Here is a 13,933-nt window from a genome sequence, read left to right as displayed (position 1 = left end):
TCTGTGGATGCGCCCTTCTGCATTGTCAGGCTTGTGGCTCGGCCGTCTTGCGGTAGCACCTGCCGTATTTGAGTTGCTGGATCAGCAGGGCGGCGACGATCAGCGCCAACCCTATGGGAGTGGCGGGATGAATGGCTTCGCCGATCAGCAGGTTGAGCAGCACCAGGGAGGCGAAGGGGGAGATGAAGATGAGGTTGCTGATGGGGGCCGTGTTGGTGGCGTGGCGCAGGGCCATCAGCCATAACACGAAGCCGAAGCCCATCTCGAACAGTCCCACATAGATGGCACCGAGCCAGCCCTGCCAGGCGGTCATGGCAAAGCCGGCGAGCAGCCAGGTCGCCACCACGATGAAAGGCAGGCTGATGAGGAAGCCGAGCAACAGGCTGACGATGGGATTCCCCTGGTTGCGGGTGTTGAGGATCCAGTAGCCCGCCCAGATGAGGGTCGAGACCAGGGCCAGCGTCACCCCGAGCGGGCTGTCAAACTGCAGGCCGAACACATCCCCCCTGGTGGCGATCACCAGAGCGCCGAAGTAGCCAAGCACTATGGCCACTCCGTCACGGCGGCGGAGCTTCTGGCCGAGGAAGGGGACGGCCAGCAAGCTCAAGGTGATGGCCCAGGTGTAGTTGAGGGTCTGGGCCTGCTGGGCCGGCAGCAGATCATAGGCCTTGAAAAGCAATAGGTAATAGAGGAAGGGGTTCAACACCCCCAGCGCCAGATAGTAGAAGGGGCGGGCCCTGAGATAGCTCAGCAGCAGGGGCAGCTTGCCCTGGATCGCCACGATGGACCCCAGGGTCAGAGTCGAGGTGATGGCGGCGACCAGCAGCAACTGCACCGGCTCGAAGTAGGCGAGGGATATCTTGAAGGCGGTGGCGACCGTCGACCAGAGGGCGACGGCGCAGAGTCCGTATTGATAGGCTTTCTTCTGATTCTTGAGCATCGGGGTCGTTCCGCTGACTGGGGCAAGGGGGCAGTCTATCAGCCTGTTTGCAACATTGTCGTTACCGCTTTGTGGCGGCCAGGGGAGCTATCGCCGGCAAGATCCATCCGTCACACAAAATTGCGCACAATCTGTCCGCCTTCTCTTGCGCGAATTGAAAAAATCCGTATAATCCCCTCCGCTTGCCCATGAGGCATGCCAGACGATATGTCTGCTTGCTGAGCTTCCCGTTTACGAGTCGCCAGCCATACAGTCCTCCCGATATGGGGGGAAACGTGAAAAATCACACCTCTGGCGGGAGTAATCTCGGTCGGGCGGTGTTGATTTATGTTCTTTTATCTATTGGAGCTCTGTCAATGCAGAACCAAAGAATCCGTATCCGCCTGAAGGCTTTTGATCATCGCCTGATCGATCAATCCACTGCGGAAATCGTTGAAACTGCAAAGCGCACCGGCGCGCAGGTTCGCGGTCCTATTCCGCTGCCGACTCGCAAAGAGCGCTTCACCGTCCTGATCTCCCCGCACGTCAACAAAGATGCGCGTGATCAGTACGAGATCCGCACTCACAAGCGTCTGGTAGACATCGTTGAGCCGACTGACAAGACCGTAGACGCCCTGATGCGTCTGGATCTGGCAGCTGGTGTAGACGTCCAGATCAGCCTGGGTTAATTACGGAAAGAGGTTGATAACAATGACAATCGGTCTTGTAGGTCGCAAAGTGGGTATGACTCGCATCTTCACTGAAGATGGCGTTTCTATCCCGGTGACTGTTATCGAAGTTGAAGCTAACCGTGTAACTCAGGTCAAATCTGTAGAAACCGACGGCTACAACGCTATTCAGGTTACCACTGGCGCCAAGAAAGCCAGCCGTGTGACCAAGCCGGAAGCTGGCCACTTCGCCAAAGCTGGTGTAGAAGCCGGTCGCGGTCTGTGGGAATTCCGCCTGAACAACGGTGAAACTTTCACTGTTGGTAGCGAGCTGAAAGTAGATCTTCTCGCTGACGTTAAGATGGTTGACGTTACCGGCACATCCAAGGGTAAAGGTTTTGCGGGCACTGTAAAGCGCCACAACTTCCGCACCCAGGATATGACCCACGGTAACTCCCTGTCCCACCGTGTACCTGGCTCCATCGGTCAAAACCAGACCCCGGGCCGTGTATTCAAGGGCAAAAAGATGGCTGGTCACATGGGTGCTGAGCGTGTAACGACTCAGAACCTGGAACTGGTTCGTGTTGACGCTGAACGCAACCTGCTGCTCATCAAAGGCGCAGTACCGGGTGCAACCAACGGCAACGTGATCGTCAAACCTGCCGTCAAAGCGTAACGTCTGAGGAGATAGTAATGGAATTGGTAATGAAAGACGCCAAGAGCGCTCTTGAAGTTTCCGAGACTACCTTCGGGCGCGAATTCAACGAAGCTCTGGTTCACCAGGTCGTCGTTGCATATGCCGCTGGTGCCCGTCAGGGTACTCGTGCGCAGCTGACTCGCTCTGAAGTGTCTGGTGGCGGCAAAAAGCCGTGGCGTCAGAAGGGTACTGGTCGTGCCCGTGCTGGCTCCATCCGTTCGCCCATCTGGCGTTCCGGTGGTGTGACCTTTGCTGCTAAGCCGCAAGATCACAGCCAGAAAGTAAACAAGAAGATGTACCGCGGCGCTATCCGTAGCATCCTGTCCGAGCTGGTACGTCAAGAGCGCCTGATCGTTGTCGAGAAATTCGGCATCGAAGCGCCGAAGACCAAAGAACTGATCGCCAAGCTGAAAGAGATGGAACTGACTGACGTTCTGATCGTGACTGCTGAAGTCGATGAGAACCTGTTCCTGGCTGCTCGCAACCTGTACAAGGTCGACGTGCGTGATGTTGCCGGTATCGACCCGGTCAGCCTGATCGCTTTCGACAAGATTCTGATGACTGCTGACGCAGTTAAGCAAATCGAGGAGATGCTGGCATGATCCGCGAAGAACGTCTGTTGAAAGTTCTGAAGGCTCCGCACATCTCTGAAAAGAGCACCATGGTCGCAGAAAAGCAGAACACTATCGTGTTCAAAGTTGCTGTTGATGCCACCAAGGCGGAAGTCAAAGCTGCAGTTGCGAAACTGTTCGAGGTCGAAGTTGAGACCGTCCGTACCCTGAACATGAAGGGTAAGACCAAGCGCTCAGGTGCGCGTGTAGGCCGTCGTTCCGATTGGAAAAAGGCTTATGTGACCCTGAAAGCTGGTCAGGACATCGACTTCATGGGCGCAGCCGAGTAAGAGGAGTTCTCAAAAATGGCAATCGTTAAGTGCAAGCCTACTTCTCCGGGCCGCCGCCACGTCGTCAAGATCGTCAACCAAGAGCTGTACAAGGGCAAGCCCTTCGCCGCTCTGCTGGACAGCAAAAGCAAGTCCGGTGGTCGTAACAACAACGGCCGTATCACTACCCGTCATATCGGTGGTGGTCACAAGCAACACTACCGTATCGTCGACTTCAAACGCGACAAAGACGGCATTCCGGCCAAAGTAGAGCGTCTGGAATACGATCCTAACCGTACCGCAAACATCGCCCTGGTGCTGTATGCAGACGGTGAGCGTCGTTACATCCTGGCTCCGAAAGGCCTGAAAGCAGGTGATGCTATCGCTTCTGGTGCTGATGCTGCGATCAAGGTAGGTAACTCCCTGCCGATGCGTAACATCCCGGTTGGTTCTACCGTTCACGCCGTAGAAATGAAACCTGGTAAAGGTGCACAGCTGGCTCGTTCCGCTGGTACTTTCATCCAGATTCTGGCTCGTGAAGGTAACTATGTAACTCTGCGTCTGCGTTCCGGCGAAGTACGTAAAGTTCTGGCCGAGTGCCGCGCCACCATTGGTGAAGTGGGTAACTCCGAGCACATGCTGCGTCAACTGGGTAAAGCCGGTGCAAACCGCTGGCGTGGTATTCGTCCGACCGTTCGCGGTATGGCGATGAACCCGGTTGATCACCCGCACGGTGGTGGTGAGGGTCGTAACAAGGGCATGCAGCCTGTGTCCCCATGGGGCCAGAAGGCTAAGGGCTTCAAGACCCGTAAGAACAAGCGTACCGACAAGTACATCGTACGTCGTCGTAACAAGTAATTGTTAACATAGAGGAATCACCATGCCACGTTCTCTCAAGAAGGGTCCATTTATTGACCTGCACTTGCTGAAGAAGGTAGAGAAAGCGGTGGAAAGCGGGGATAAAAAGCCGGTTAAGACCTGGTCCCGTCGTTCAATGATCATCCCGAACATGATCGGTTTGACCATCGCTGTCCATAATGGTCGTCAGCACGTTCCGGTTTTCGTTACCGAAGAAATGATCGGTCACAAACTGGGTGAATTCGCACCGACTCGTACTTATCGCGGCCATGCTGCTGATAAGAAGGCTAAGAAGCGCTAAGGGATAAATGATGGAAGCTATCGCTAAACACCGTTATGCCCGTACTTCTGCCCAGAAAGCTCGTCTGGTAGCCGATCAAGTACGTGGTCTGTCCGTAGACAAGGCTCTGAACATCCTGACCTTCAGCCCGAAAAAGGCTGCGGTTCTGGTGAAGAAAGTGCTGGAATCTGCCATTGCAAACGCTGAGCACAACGAAGGCGCCGACATCGACGCCCTGCGTGTTGCCACCATCATGGTAGACGAAGGTCCCTCCATGAAGCGCATCCGCCCGCGTGCCAAAGGTCGCGCGGATCGTATCCTCAAGCGTACCGCTCACATCACTGTAGTGGTATCCGACGCTAAGGCTGGGAGATAAGCAATGGGTCAGAAAGTACATCCTAATGGCATTCGCCTGGGTATTACCAAGCCTTGGAATTCTACCTGGTTCGCGAACACCAAAGACTTCGCTGACAACCTGTACAGCGATTTCCAAGTACGCCAGTTCCTGACCAAGGAGCTGAAAAACGCTTCCTTGTCCAAGATCACCATCGAGCGTCCGGCCAAGAGCATCCGTGTGACCATTCACACCGCTCGTCCGGGTGTCGTGATCGGCAAGAAAGGCGAAGACGTTGAGAAACTGCGCAAAGCCGTAGCCGCTATTGCTGGCGTGCCTGCTCAGATCAACATTTCCGAAGTCCGCAAGCCGGAGCTGGATGGCAAACTCGTTGCCGACAGCATCACTTCTCAGCTGGAACGTCGCGTAATGTTCCGTCGCGCTATGAAGCGCGCCGTACAGAACGCCATGCGCCTGGGTGCCAAGGGCATCAAAGTAGAAGTGTCCGGTCGTCTGGGCGGCGCTGAAATCGCGCGTACCGAATGGTACCGTGAAGGTCGTGTGCCTTTGCACACCCTGCGTGCCGACATCGACTACGCAACTTCTGAAGCCCACACCACTTACGGTGTGATCGGCGTCAAAGTTTGGATCTTCAAGGGCGAAGTTCTGGGCGGTCTGGCTGCTGTTAACGCTGCCGCTGCTCAAGAGCAAGCTCCTGCAAAGCCCAAGCGTGACAACAAGCGCCGCGCTGCTAAGTAAGGAGATTCGGTAAATGTTGCAACCTAAGCGTACTAAATTCCGCAAGACCCATAAGGGTCGTAACCGCGGTCTGGCCAACTCTGGTAACGAAGTATCCTTCGGTACCTTTGGCCTGAAGGCGACATCTCGTGGTCAACTGACTGCTCGTCAAATCGAAGCAGCCCGTCGTGCCATGACCCGTCACGTAAAGCGTCAAGGTAAGATCTGGATCCGTGTGTTCCCGGACAAGCCCATCACCGAAAAGCCCCTCGAAGTTCGTATGGGTAAAGGTAAGGGCAACGTGGAATATTGGGTCTGCCCGATCCAGCCTGGCAAGGTTCTGTACGAGATGGATGGTGTACCTGAGGCTCTGGCGCGTGAAGCGTTTGCCCTGGCCGCAGCTAAGCTGTCCGTTCAGACCACTTTCGTAATTAAGACGGTGATGTGATGAAAGCCCAAGATCTGCGTCAAAAGAGCGTCGAAGAACTGAACCAGGAGCTGCTGGGTCTGCTGCGTGAGCAATTCAACATGCGCATGCAAGCTTCCACCGGCCAACTGGCTCAGACTCACACTCTGAAACAAGTGCGTCGTGACGTCGCACGTATCAAGACTGTACTGACTGAGAAGGCAGGTGCGTAATGACTGACAAGATCCGTACTCTGCAAGGTCGTGTAATTAGCGACAAGATGGACAAGTCCATCACCGTCGCTATCGAGCGCAAGGTAAAGCACCCGATCTACGGTAAGATCATCAAGCGCACTACCAAGCTGCACGTACATGACGAGAACAACGAGTGTAAAGCTGGCGATCTCGTGGAAATCCGCGAATGCCGCCCGCTGTCCAAGACCAAGTCCTGGACCCTGGTTGCTGTCGTAGAAAAGGCCTAATTCGGTACTTTTTAGCCCAAACGGCCCCCCATCGGGGCCGTTTGTTTTTTAGGCTACCTTTTCAAAAATACCTGTGTTATAGTTTCGCGCCTTTTGAAGGCAGCCAGATCCCATTAGGGATAAGAAGTAAACAAAGCGGAGCACTAAGATGATCCAGATGCAAAGTATGCTGGGTGTTGCCGACAACTCCGGCGCTCGCAGTGTAATGTGTATTAAGGTTCTGGGTGGTTCGCACCGCCGTTATGCCGGCATCGGCGACATCATCAAGGTTTCCATCAAGGAAGCTATTCCTCGCGGTAAAGTGAAGAAAGGTGATGTGTATAACGCGGTGGTCGTACGCACCCGTAAAGGCGTTCGTCGTCCGGACGGCTCTGTCATCCGTTTCGACAACAATGCGGCTGTGTTGCTTAACAACAACCAACAGCCAATCGGTACTCGTATTTTTGGCCCGGTGACCCGTGAACTCCGTAATGAGAAGTTCATGAAGATTGTGTCCCTGGCACCCGAAGTACTGTAAGGAGTCGAACGATGGCAGCTAAAATCCGTCGCGAAGACGAAGTAATTGTTCTTACCGGCAAAGACAAGGGCAAGCGTGGCAAAGTCACTCAAGTCCTGATTGCAAAAGGTAAGGTAATCGTGGAAGGCATCAACCAGGTGAAGAAACACCAGAAGCCGGTACCCGCATTGGGTCAGGCTGGCGGTATCGTCACCAAAGAAGCCCCCATCGATGTATCTAACATCGCGCTGTTCAACTCTGCCACTGGCAAGGCTGACCGCGTTGGTTTCCGGATTGAAGACGGCAAGAAAGTCCGTTTCTTCAAATCCACCGGCGAACTTGTGAAGTAATTGGAGTTTAACGATGGCGAAACTGCATGATTACTACAAATCCGATGTAGTAAATGAACTGTCCAAGCAGTTCGGTTACAAGACTATCATGCAAGTCCCTCGGATCGAGAAAATCACCCTGAACATGGGTGTTGGTGAAGCGATCTCTGACAAGAAGTTGCTGGAAAATGCTGCTGCCGATATGGCTGCCATTTCCGGTCAGAAGCCGCTGATCACCAAAGCACGCAAATCTGTTGCGGGCTTCAAGATTCGTGAAGGCTACCCGATAGGTTGTAAAGTAACCCTGCGTGGCGAGCGTATGTGGGAGTTCCTGGAACGGCTGATTTGCATCTCCGTACCGCGTATCCGTGACTTCCGTGGTCTGAACGCCAAGGCGTTTGATGGCCGTGGTAACTACTCCATGGGCGTGCGTGAGCAAATCATCTTCCCGGAAATCGACTATGACAAGGTCGATCGCGTCCGTGGTCTGGATATCACCATCACCACTTCCGCGAATACCGACGAAGAAGGCCGTGCTCTGCTGGCTGCCTTTAACTTCCCATTCCGCAAGTAAGGTTAGGGTTATGGCTAAAACATCCATGAAAGCACGTGAAGCAAAGCGTGCGAAGCTGGCAGCCAAGTTCGCGACCAAGCGTACCGAGCTGAAAGCTATCATCGTTGATATGAACGCTTCTGAAGAAGCGCGTTGGGATGCTGTCTTGCAACTGCAACAGCTGCCCCGTGATTCCAGTCCGTCCCGCCAGCGTAACCGTTGCAACATCACTGGTCGTCCGCACGGTTTCCTGCGGAAGTTTGGCCTCTCTCGCATCAAGGTGCGTGAGCATGCCATGAAGGGCGAAATTCCGGGCCTCAAAAAGGCCTCTTGGTAAGAATCTCGGGAGTTAGACTATGAGCATGCAAGATCCGATCGCGGATATGCTGACCCGCATCCGTAACGGTCAGGCGGCGAGCAAAGTTGCGGTTTCCATGCCTTCTTCCAAGCTGAAAGTGGCTATTGCCAAAGTGCTGAAGGAAGAAGGTTACATCGCTGGCTACTCCGTAGCAGGTGATGTGAAGCCGGAACTGGAAATTGAACTGAAATATTTCCAGGGCAAGCCGGTTGTAGAACTGATCCAACGCGTGAGCCGTCCCGGCCTGCGTATTTACAAGCGCACTACTGATCTGCCGAAAGTCATGGGCGGTCTCGGTGTTGCTATCGTGTCCACGTCTAAAGGTGTGATGACCGACCGTGCTGCCCGCAAGGCAAGCATGGGTGGTGAGATCATCTGCTACGTCGCTTAATAGGAGGTCGGAAATGTCTCGCGTTGCTAAGGCACCCGTCACTATTCCTGCTGGCGTAGAGGTGACTCTGAACGGTCAGGAACTGTCCATCAAAGGTGGTAAAGGTTCTCTGGTTCGTTCCATCCACGCCGGTGTAGAAGTGACCAAAGAAGACAATGTACTGAAGTTCGCCCCGCGCGACGGCATCGCTGGTGCTGACGCTCAGGCCGGTACTGCACGTGCATTGGCTAACAACATGGTAATCGGTGTTACCCAAGGCTTCGAGCGCAAGCTGCAGCTGGTTGGTGTAGGCTACAAAGCCTCCATCAAGGGCAATGCTGTCGCGCTGGCTCTGGGCTTCTCTCACCCGGTTGAGCATGCGCTGCCGGCTGGTGTCACCGCTGAATGTCCGTCCGCCACAGAGATCATTCTGCGTGGTGTGGACAAGCAGCTGGTTGGCCAAGTCGCCGCCGATATCCGTGCTTACCGCGCTCCGGAGCCCTACAAGGGCAAGGGTGTACGCTATGCCAACGAGCAAGTGCGTACTAAAGAAGCTAAGAAGAAGTAAGGTAACACTATGGACAAGAAAGCAGCTCGTCTCCGTCGTGCTACTCGTGCTCGGAAAAAGATGCAGGAACTGGGAGCTACCCGTCTGGTTGTTCACCGTACCCCGCGTCATATCTATGCGCAGGTTATCGCAGCCAACGGTTCCGAAGTTCTGGCCTCTGCTTCTACAGTAGAGAAAGCCATCAGTGAAGCTATTAAATACACCGGTAATGCAGATGCTGCTACCGCTGTAGGTAAAGCAATCGCTGAGCGTGCTATTGCCAAAGGCGTTCAGAACGTATCTTTCGATCGTTCCGGTTTCAAGTATCACGGTCGTGTAGCCGCTCTGGCTGCCGCTGCTCGTGACGCTGGTCTTCAGTTCTAAGCTAGGAGTCGAAGATGGCTAAAGTCGAATCTCAAGCCGGCGAACTGCAAGAAAAGCTGATTGCAGTAAACCGTGTTTCGAAAACTGTTAAAGGTGGTCGTATCATGTCCTTCACCGCGTTGACCGTGGTGGGTGATGGTAACGGCCGTGTAGGTTACGGTTACGGTAAGGCCCGTGAAGTTCCGGCTGCCATTCAAAAGGCAATGGAACAGGCTAAGCGTAACCTGAACAAGGTTGAGCTGAACAATGGCACTCTGCACCACCCGGTGCGCGGTGTTCACTCCGGTTCCACCGTGTTCATGAAGCCGGCCTCACAAGGTACTGGTATCATTGCAGGCGGCGCTATGCGTGCCGTACTGGAAGTGGCCGGTATCCACAACGTGCTGGCTAAGACCTACGGTTCCACCAACCCAATCAACGTTGTTCGCGCAACTGTAGACGCTCTGGTTCACGGTCAATCACCGGAACAGATCGCTGCCAAGCGTGGTCTGCGCGTTGAAGAAATTCTGGGGTAATGCGACATGGCTAACACTGTAAAAGTAACTCAAACTCGCAGCTCTATCGGCCGTCTGCCAAAGCACAAGGCGACTCTGCGTGGTCTGGGTCTGCGTCGCATTGGTCACACCGTTGAGCTGGAAGATACTCCCTGCGTACGCGGCATGATCAACCAGGTTTATTACATGGTTAAGGTGGAGGGCTAAGCATGCGTCTGAATACTCTGTCTCCGGCCGCTGGTTCCAAGCGTGTTAAGCACCGTCCGGGCCGTGGTATCGGTTCTGGTCTGGGCAAGACTGGTGGTCGTGGTGTGAAAGGTCAAACTTCTCGTTCCGGTGGCGGTAAAGTCCGCAACGGTTTCGAGGGTGGCCAGATGCCTTTGAAAATCCGTCTGCCGAAGTTCGGTTTCTTCTCTCGCAAATCTTTGGTTTCTGCCGAAGTGCGCCTGAACGAAATCGCCCTGGTAGAAGGTGATGTGGTCGATCTGAGCACTCTGAAGCAAGCCGGTGTTGTTACCAAGAACATCGTTTTCGCTAAAGTTGTTCTGTCTGGCAACATTGACCGTGCTGTGACCGTTCGTGGTCTGTCCGTCACCAAAGGTGCACGTGCAGCCATCGAGGCCGCTGGCGGTAAAATCGAGGAATAATCAGTACAATGGCTAAGAAACCAGGATTGGATGTTAAAGCACAAGGTGGTCTGAGTGAACTGAAGAGCCGTCTGCTCTTCGTTCTCGGGGCAATTATCGTGTTCCGCGCAGGCTCTTATGTGCCGATTCCTGGTATTGACGCCGCCGTACTGGCCGAGTTGTTCCAACAACAGAAGGGCACCATCATTGAGATGTTCAACATGTTCAGTGGTGGTGCACTCTCGCGTGCTTCTATTCTTGCGCTGGGGATCATGCCGTACATTTCGGCGTCGATCATTATCCAGCTGCTGACTGTGGTTCATCCTGCTCTTGCTGAACTCAAGAAAGAAGGTGAATCCGGCCGTCGCAAGATTAGCCAATATACCCGTTGGGGCACGCTGGTTTTGGGAACGTTCCAGGCCATTGGTATTGCAACCGGTCTGCCGAATATGATGCAGGGACTCGTGACTCATCCGGGTTTGGGCTTCTATTTCACGGCCGTTGTGAGTCTGGTCACCGGTACCATGTTCTTGATGTGGTTGGGTGAACAGATTACCGAGCGTGGGATTGGTAATGGTATCTCGCTGATTATTTTCACGGGTATCGTTGCTGGTCTGCCTCATGCCATTGGCGCTACGGCCGAACAGGCACGTCAAGGGGAATTGCACATCCTGCTGTTGTTGTTGCTGGGCTTGATTGTTTTCGCAGTGACTTACTTTGTGGTGTTCGTGGAGCGTGGTCAGCGTCGTATCGTCGTTAACTATGCCAAGCGTCAACAAGGCCGCCAGGTTTTCGCCGCGCAAAGCACACATCTGCCGTTGAAAGTAAATATGGCCGGTGTGATTCCTGCGATTTTCGCATCCAGCATCATCCTCTTCCCAGGGACCATTACCTCTTGGTTTGGTCAGGGCGAGGGCAAGGTGGCTGATATCCTGCAACAGGTCTCTATGGTCCTGCAGCCGGGTCAACCCTTGTATGAGATGCTCTATGCAGCAGCCATTATCTTCTTCTGCTTCTTCTATACCGCGCTGGTGTTCAACCCCCGCGAGACAGCAGATAATTTGAAGAAGAGTGGAGCCTTTATCCCGGGGATCCGCCCGGGCGAGCAGACAGCACGTTACATCGATAAGGTTATGACTCGCCTGACATTGGCAGGTGCGCTCTATATAACCTTTATCTGTCTGGTACCCCAGTTCTTGATGACTGCCTGGAACGTACAGTTCTACTTCGGTGGCACTTCGCTGCTGATTATCGTGGTAGTTATCATGGACTTCATGGCTCAGGTTCAGACCCATATGATGTCTCATCAATATGGCGACGTCCTGAGGAAGGCCAACCTGAAGGGCTACGGCCGCTAAAGGTCGGCGTAGTTACGGAGTTAAGCAATGAAAGTTCGTGCTTCCGTTAAGGCAATCTGCCGTAACTGCAAAATCATCAAGCGTCACGGTGTGGTGCGTGTGATTTGCAGCGAGCCAAAGCATAAACAGCGCCAAGGCTAATTTTTTACGGTTAGTACTTGCAACAAATAGTTGTGCTGGCTAATATAGCCAGCCAACTTTTGTTGTGTATTGGTTGACCGCCACGTATCCGCTCACGGGCTTTGTGGTGGTCGTTATCTACTATATGTAGGAGTGAATAGTGGCCCGTATCGCTGGCATTAACATTCCTGACCATAAGCATGCAGTCATTGCGTTGACTGCGATTTATGGCGTCGGTCGTACCCGCTCCAAGGCCATCTGTGCCGCAGCCGGTATCGCTGAGAATGTGAAAATTAAAGACCTGGACGAAGCTCAGATCGAGAGTCTGCGTGAACAAGTAGGTAAATTCACCGTTGAAGGTGACCTGCGTCGTCAGATTTCCATGAACATCAAGCGATTGATGGATCTGGGTTGCTACCGTGGTTTGCGTCACCGTCGTAGCCTGCCTGTTCGTGGTCAACGTACCAAGACCAACGCTCGTACCCGTAAGGGTCCGCGCAAGGCTATCAAGAAGTAACGGGAAGGTAGAAAATGGCTAAAACTCCGACTCGTGCTCGCAAGCGCGTTAAAAAGCAAGTGAGCGACGGTATTGCGCACGTTCATGCATCTTTCAACAACACAATCGTGACCATTACTGACCGTCAGGGCAACGCTCTGTCTTGGGCTACCTCTGGTGGTTCCGGTTTCCGTGGTTCCCGTAAGTCCACTCCGTTTGCTGCCCAGGTAGCTGCTGAGCGCGCTGGTGAGATCGCCAAAGAATACGGCGTGAAGAACCTGGAAGTCATGGTCAAAGGTCCGGGTCCCGGTCGTGAGTCCTCCATCCGCGCTCTGAACGCGGCTGGTTTCCGCATCACTAATATTACTGATGTGACTCCGATCCCGCACAACGGTTGTCGTCCTCCCAAGAAGCGCCGCGTATAACGCTGTAGCTACTTGGTCTAGGATTGTTGGAGAAAGAAGATGGCAAGATATATCGGTCCTAAGCTTAAGCTTAGCCGTCGTGAGGGCACCGACCTCTTCCTGAAGTCTGGTGTTCGTGCGATTGATTCTAAGTGCAAGATTGACACCGTTCCTGGTCAACACGGTGCGCGTAAAGCGCGTCTGTCCGACTATGGCGTGCAACTGCGCGAGAAACAAAAAGTACGTCGTATTTACGGCGTATTGGAAAAACAGTTCCGCAACTACTACCGCGACGCTGCCCGTCAAAAGGGTAACACCGGTGAAAACCTGTTGCAGCTGCTGGAAGGTCGTCTGGACAACGTCGTCTACCGTATGGGCTTCGGCGCCACTCGTGCTGAGTCTCGTCAGCTGGTGAGCCACAAAGCCATCATGGTAAACGGCCGCGTTGTGAATGTTCCTTCTTTCCAGGTATCCCCTGAGGACGTGATCTGCGTTCGCGAGAAGGCTAAGAAGCAAGCGCGTATCAAAGCTTCCCTGGAAGTTGCTGGTCAGCGCGAGAAGCCGACTTGGGTAGAGGTTGACGCTGCTAAGATGGAAGGTGCCTTCAAGCGCCTGCCAGAGCGTTCCGACCTGTCTGCCGACATTAACGAACAGCTGATCGTCGAGCTTTACTCCAAGTAAAGCTAGCTTCTAAAGAGAGGACACAATGCTGGGTTCTGTAACAGATTTTCTTAAACCGCGGCTAGTTGACATCGAGCAAGTTAGCCCGACTCACGCGAAAGTGACTCTCGAGCCGCTTGAGCGTGGCTTTGGTCACACGCTGGGTAATGCCCTGCGTCGTATTTTGCTGTCATCTATGCCCGGTTGTGCAGTTACTGAAGTCGAGATCGATGGAGTACTGCACGAGTACAGCAGCAAAGAAGGTGTACAGGAAGACATTCTTGAAATCCTGCTCAACCTGAAAGGTATCGCTGTGAAGCTGGAAGGCAAGGACGAGGTAACTCTGTCCCTGACCAAGTCTGGAACAGGCCCCGTTACCGCTGGTGATATCACTCACGGTGATGAAGTCGAGATCGTAAACCCGGAGCACGTAATCTGCCACCTGACAGGGGCCAATGCTGAGATCAGCATGCGTCT

Annotated in this window: 28 protein-coding genes (1 of these 28 running past the window's edge); 27 read left to right on the top strand and 1 reads right to left on the bottom strand. The window is 53.8% G+C overall.

What is annotated here, in order from left to right:
• Positions 1-25: 25 nt before the first annotated feature.
• The gene (locus tag WIR04_RS19500; RefSeq protein ID WP_338889118.1) at positions 26-940 is read right to left on the bottom strand and encodes a DMT family transporter; all 915 of its coding nucleotides are present in this window, start codon (positions 938-940) and stop codon (positions 26-28) included.
• A 356-nt stretch (positions 941-1,296) separates the two neighbouring features.
• Here WIR04_RS19500 and rpsJ point away from each other — a divergent pair, with 356 nt between their 5' ends.
• The 27 genes from rpsJ to WIR04_RS19365 all read left to right on the top strand — a co-directional run.
• Entirely contained in the window at positions 1,297-1,608 is a 312-nt protein-coding gene (gene rpsJ / locus WIR04_RS19495; RefSeq protein WP_005307944.1) for a 30S ribosomal protein S10, read from the top strand.
• A 22-nt stretch (positions 1,609-1,630) separates the two neighbouring features.
• Positions 1,631-2,263, top strand: coding sequence for a 50S ribosomal protein L3 (rplC, locus tag WIR04_RS19490; RefSeq protein WP_025325385.1), 633 nt, complete (start codon positions 1,631-1,633; stop codon positions 2,261-2,263).
• A 17-nt stretch (positions 2,264-2,280) separates the two neighbouring features.
• Complete coding sequence (gene rplD / locus WIR04_RS19485; protein WP_025325386.1) at positions 2,281-2,886, top strand: 50S ribosomal protein L4; 606 nt, start codon at positions 2,281-2,283, stop codon at positions 2,884-2,886.
• Complete coding sequence (rplW, locus tag WIR04_RS19480; RefSeq protein ID WP_005331199.1) at positions 2,883-3,185, top strand: 50S ribosomal protein L23; 303 nt, start codon at positions 2,883-2,885, stop codon at positions 3,183-3,185. Before rplD ends, rplW begins: the two co-directional genes overlap by 4 nt.
• 15 nt (positions 3,186-3,200) lie before the next feature.
• A complete protein-coding gene (rplB, locus tag WIR04_RS19475) occupies positions 3,201-4,022 on the top strand; it encodes a 50S ribosomal protein L2 (protein ID WP_005331177.1) in 822 nt (273 codons plus the stop codon).
• A gap of 22 nt (positions 4,023-4,044) precedes the next feature.
• Positions 4,045-4,323, top strand: a complete 279-nt coding sequence (rpsS, locus tag WIR04_RS19470) for a 30S ribosomal protein S19 (RefSeq protein ID WP_005307960.1) — start codon at positions 4,045-4,047, stop codon at positions 4,321-4,323.
• A 10-nt stretch (positions 4,324-4,333) separates the two neighbouring features.
• Positions 4,334-4,678, top strand: a complete 345-nt coding sequence (gene rplV, locus WIR04_RS19465; RefSeq protein ID WP_005319741.1) for a 50S ribosomal protein L22 — start codon at positions 4,334-4,336, stop codon at positions 4,676-4,678.
• A 3-nt stretch (positions 4,679-4,681) separates the two neighbouring features.
• Positions 4,682-5,395: a 30S ribosomal protein S3 gene (gene rpsC / locus WIR04_RS19460; RefSeq protein ID WP_005331168.1), complete on the top strand. Its 714-nt coding sequence runs from the start codon at positions 4,682-4,684 to the stop codon at positions 5,393-5,395.
• Between the two features lie 13 nt (positions 5,396-5,408).
• Positions 5,409-5,822, top strand: a complete 414-nt coding sequence (rplP, locus tag WIR04_RS19455; protein ID WP_005307963.1) for a 50S ribosomal protein L16 — start codon at positions 5,409-5,411, stop codon at positions 5,820-5,822.
• Positions 5,822-6,013: a 50S ribosomal protein L29 gene (rpmC, locus tag WIR04_RS19450; protein ID WP_005307965.1), complete on the top strand. Its 192-nt coding sequence runs from the start codon at positions 5,822-5,824 to the stop codon at positions 6,011-6,013. Before rplP ends, rpmC begins: the two co-directional genes overlap by 1 nt.
• Positions 6,013-6,261: a 30S ribosomal protein S17 gene (gene rpsQ, locus WIR04_RS19445; protein WP_005307966.1), complete on the top strand. Its 249-nt coding sequence runs from the start codon at positions 6,013-6,015 to the stop codon at positions 6,259-6,261. Before rpmC ends, rpsQ begins: the two co-directional genes overlap by 1 nt.
• Positions 6,262-6,409: 148 nt before the next feature.
• Complete coding sequence (gene rplN / locus WIR04_RS19440) at positions 6,410-6,778, top strand: 50S ribosomal protein L14 (protein ID WP_005307975.1); 369 nt, start codon at positions 6,410-6,412, stop codon at positions 6,776-6,778.
• An 11-nt stretch (positions 6,779-6,789) separates the two neighbouring features.
• Positions 6,790-7,107 (top strand): 50S ribosomal protein L24, encoded by a 318-nt coding sequence (gene rplX, locus WIR04_RS19435; RefSeq protein WP_025325387.1) that lies wholly within the window; start codon positions 6,790-6,792, stop codon positions 7,105-7,107.
• A gap of 13 nt (positions 7,108-7,120) precedes the next feature.
• The gene (rplE, locus tag WIR04_RS19430) at positions 7,121-7,660 is read left to right on the top strand and encodes a 50S ribosomal protein L5 (protein WP_005331162.1); all 540 of its coding nucleotides are present in this window, start codon (positions 7,121-7,123) and stop codon (positions 7,658-7,660) included.
• A 10-nt stretch (positions 7,661-7,670) separates the two neighbouring features.
• The gene (rpsN, locus tag WIR04_RS19425) at positions 7,671-7,976 is read left to right on the top strand and encodes a 30S ribosomal protein S14 (protein WP_005331161.1); all 306 of its coding nucleotides are present in this window, start codon (positions 7,671-7,673) and stop codon (positions 7,974-7,976) included.
• 19 nt (positions 7,977-7,995) lie between these two features.
• Complete coding sequence (gene rpsH / locus WIR04_RS19420; RefSeq protein ID WP_005307980.1) at positions 7,996-8,388, top strand: 30S ribosomal protein S8; 393 nt, start codon at positions 7,996-7,998, stop codon at positions 8,386-8,388.
• A gap of 13 nt (positions 8,389-8,401) precedes the next feature.
• Positions 8,402-8,935, top strand: a complete 534-nt coding sequence (rplF, locus tag WIR04_RS19415) for a 50S ribosomal protein L6 (protein WP_025325388.1) — start codon at positions 8,402-8,404, stop codon at positions 8,933-8,935.
• Positions 8,936-8,944: 9 nt separating this feature from the next.
• Positions 8,945-9,298 carry a 50S ribosomal protein L18 gene (gene rplR, locus WIR04_RS19410; RefSeq protein WP_025325389.1) on the top strand — a complete coding sequence of 118 codons (354 nt, stop codon included), beginning with the start codon at positions 8,945-8,947 and terminating at the stop codon, positions 9,296-9,298.
• A 14-nt stretch (positions 9,299-9,312) separates the two neighbouring features.
• Positions 9,313-9,813, top strand: coding sequence for a 30S ribosomal protein S5 (gene rpsE, locus WIR04_RS19405; RefSeq protein WP_005340605.1), 501 nt, complete (start codon positions 9,313-9,315; stop codon positions 9,811-9,813).
• A 6-nt stretch (positions 9,814-9,819) separates the two neighbouring features.
• On the top strand, positions 9,820-9,999 hold the full coding sequence (gene rpmD / locus WIR04_RS19400) for a 50S ribosomal protein L30 (RefSeq protein WP_005307985.1): 180 nt from the start codon (positions 9,820-9,822) through the stop codon (positions 9,997-9,999).
• A gap of 2 nt (positions 10,000-10,001) precedes the next feature.
• Entirely contained in the window at positions 10,002-10,439 is a 438-nt protein-coding gene (gene rplO / locus WIR04_RS19395; protein ID WP_025325390.1) for a 50S ribosomal protein L15, read from the top strand.
• Positions 10,440-10,447: 8 nt separating this feature from the next.
• Positions 10,448-11,776: a preprotein translocase subunit SecY gene (gene secY, locus WIR04_RS19390; RefSeq protein ID WP_005307989.1), complete on the top strand. Its 1,329-nt coding sequence runs from the start codon at positions 10,448-10,450 to the stop codon at positions 11,774-11,776.
• A 27-nt stretch (positions 11,777-11,803) separates the two neighbouring features.
• On the top strand, positions 11,804-11,917 hold the full coding sequence (rpmJ, locus tag WIR04_RS19385) for a 50S ribosomal protein L36 (RefSeq protein ID WP_005319705.1): 114 nt from the start codon (positions 11,804-11,806) through the stop codon (positions 11,915-11,917).
• A 139-nt stretch (positions 11,918-12,056) separates the two neighbouring features.
• Positions 12,057-12,413, top strand: coding sequence for a 30S ribosomal protein S13 (rpsM, locus tag WIR04_RS19380; RefSeq protein ID WP_005307991.1), 357 nt, complete (start codon positions 12,057-12,059; stop codon positions 12,411-12,413).
• A gap of 14 nt (positions 12,414-12,427) precedes the next feature.
• Positions 12,428-12,817, top strand: coding sequence for a 30S ribosomal protein S11 (gene rpsK / locus WIR04_RS19375; RefSeq protein ID WP_005319702.1), 390 nt, complete (start codon positions 12,428-12,430; stop codon positions 12,815-12,817).
• 39 nt (positions 12,818-12,856) lie between these two features.
• The gene (gene rpsD / locus WIR04_RS19370; RefSeq protein WP_010672568.1) at positions 12,857-13,477 is read left to right on the top strand and encodes a 30S ribosomal protein S4; all 621 of its coding nucleotides are present in this window, start codon (positions 12,857-12,859) and stop codon (positions 13,475-13,477) included.
• A 25-nt stretch (positions 13,478-13,502) separates the two neighbouring features.
• Positions 13,503-13,933: the 5' end (the start) of a DNA-directed RNA polymerase subunit alpha gene (locus WIR04_RS19365; protein WP_005307997.1), read on the top strand. 559 nt of this gene lie beyond the right edge of the window; only the first 431 of its 990 coding nucleotides appear in the window; the start codon lies at positions 13,503-13,505; its stop codon lies beyond the right edge, outside the window.

The sequence above is a fragment of the Aeromonas rivipollensis genome (assembly GCF_037811135.1).
Classification (GTDB): domain Bacteria; phylum Pseudomonadota; class Gammaproteobacteria; order Enterobacterales; family Aeromonadaceae; genus Aeromonas; species Aeromonas rivipollensis.
This window is presented reverse-complemented; position numbering and strand designations above follow the sequence as displayed.

What these genes read in the sequence shown, in the direction of transcription:
- WIR04_RS19500 (WP_338889118.1), bottom strand. Translation starts at nt 940, where the DNA reads ATGCTCAAGAATCAGAAGAAAGCCTATCAATACGGACTCTGCGCCGTC.
- rpsJ (WP_005307944.1), top strand. Translation starts at nt 1,297, where the DNA reads ATGCAGAACCAAAGAATCCGTATCCGCCTGAAGGCTTTTGATCATCGC.
- rplC (WP_025325385.1), top strand. Translation starts at nt 1,631, where the DNA reads ATGACAATCGGTCTTGTAGGTCGCAAAGTGGGTATGACTCGCATCTTC.
- rplD (WP_025325386.1), top strand. Translation starts at nt 2,281, where the DNA reads ATGGAATTGGTAATGAAAGACGCCAAGAGCGCTCTTGAAGTTTCCGAG.
- rplW (WP_005331199.1), top strand. Translation starts at nt 2,883, where the DNA reads ATGATCCGCGAAGAACGTCTGTTGAAAGTTCTGAAGGCTCCGCACATC.
- rplB (WP_005331177.1), top strand. Translation starts at nt 3,201, where the DNA reads ATGGCAATCGTTAAGTGCAAGCCTACTTCTCCGGGCCGCCGCCACGTC.
- rpsS (WP_005307960.1), top strand. Translation starts at nt 4,045, where the DNA reads ATGCCACGTTCTCTCAAGAAGGGTCCATTTATTGACCTGCACTTGCTG.
- rplV (WP_005319741.1), top strand. Translation starts at nt 4,334, where the DNA reads ATGGAAGCTATCGCTAAACACCGTTATGCCCGTACTTCTGCCCAGAAA.
- rpsC (WP_005331168.1), top strand. Translation starts at nt 4,682, where the DNA reads ATGGGTCAGAAAGTACATCCTAATGGCATTCGCCTGGGTATTACCAAG.
- rplP (WP_005307963.1), top strand. Translation starts at nt 5,409, where the DNA reads ATGTTGCAACCTAAGCGTACTAAATTCCGCAAGACCCATAAGGGTCGT.
- rpmC (WP_005307965.1), top strand. Translation starts at nt 5,822, where the DNA reads ATGAAAGCCCAAGATCTGCGTCAAAAGAGCGTCGAAGAACTGAACCAG.
- rpsQ (WP_005307966.1), top strand. Translation starts at nt 6,013, where the DNA reads ATGACTGACAAGATCCGTACTCTGCAAGGTCGTGTAATTAGCGACAAG.
- rplN (WP_005307975.1), top strand. Translation starts at nt 6,410, where the DNA reads ATGATCCAGATGCAAAGTATGCTGGGTGTTGCCGACAACTCCGGCGCT.
- rplX (WP_025325387.1), top strand. Translation starts at nt 6,790, where the DNA reads ATGGCAGCTAAAATCCGTCGCGAAGACGAAGTAATTGTTCTTACCGGC.
- rplE (WP_005331162.1), top strand. Translation starts at nt 7,121, where the DNA reads ATGGCGAAACTGCATGATTACTACAAATCCGATGTAGTAAATGAACTG.
- rpsN (WP_005331161.1), top strand. Translation starts at nt 7,671, where the DNA reads ATGGCTAAAACATCCATGAAAGCACGTGAAGCAAAGCGTGCGAAGCTG.
- rpsH (WP_005307980.1), top strand. Translation starts at nt 7,996, where the DNA reads ATGAGCATGCAAGATCCGATCGCGGATATGCTGACCCGCATCCGTAAC.
- rplF (WP_025325388.1), top strand. Translation starts at nt 8,402, where the DNA reads ATGTCTCGCGTTGCTAAGGCACCCGTCACTATTCCTGCTGGCGTAGAG.
- rplR (WP_025325389.1), top strand. Translation starts at nt 8,945, where the DNA reads ATGGACAAGAAAGCAGCTCGTCTCCGTCGTGCTACTCGTGCTCGGAAA.
- rpsE (WP_005340605.1), top strand. Translation starts at nt 9,313, where the DNA reads ATGGCTAAAGTCGAATCTCAAGCCGGCGAACTGCAAGAAAAGCTGATT.
- rpmD (WP_005307985.1), top strand. Translation starts at nt 9,820, where the DNA reads ATGGCTAACACTGTAAAAGTAACTCAAACTCGCAGCTCTATCGGCCGT.
- rplO (WP_025325390.1), top strand. Translation starts at nt 10,002, where the DNA reads ATGCGTCTGAATACTCTGTCTCCGGCCGCTGGTTCCAAGCGTGTTAAG.
- secY (WP_005307989.1), top strand. Translation starts at nt 10,448, where the DNA reads ATGGCTAAGAAACCAGGATTGGATGTTAAAGCACAAGGTGGTCTGAGT.
- rpmJ (WP_005319705.1), top strand. Translation starts at nt 11,804, where the DNA reads ATGAAAGTTCGTGCTTCCGTTAAGGCAATCTGCCGTAACTGCAAAATC.
- rpsK (WP_005319702.1), top strand. Translation starts at nt 12,428, where the DNA reads ATGGCTAAAACTCCGACTCGTGCTCGCAAGCGCGTTAAAAAGCAAGTG.
- rpsD (WP_010672568.1), top strand. Translation starts at nt 12,857, where the DNA reads ATGGCAAGATATATCGGTCCTAAGCTTAAGCTTAGCCGTCGTGAGGGC.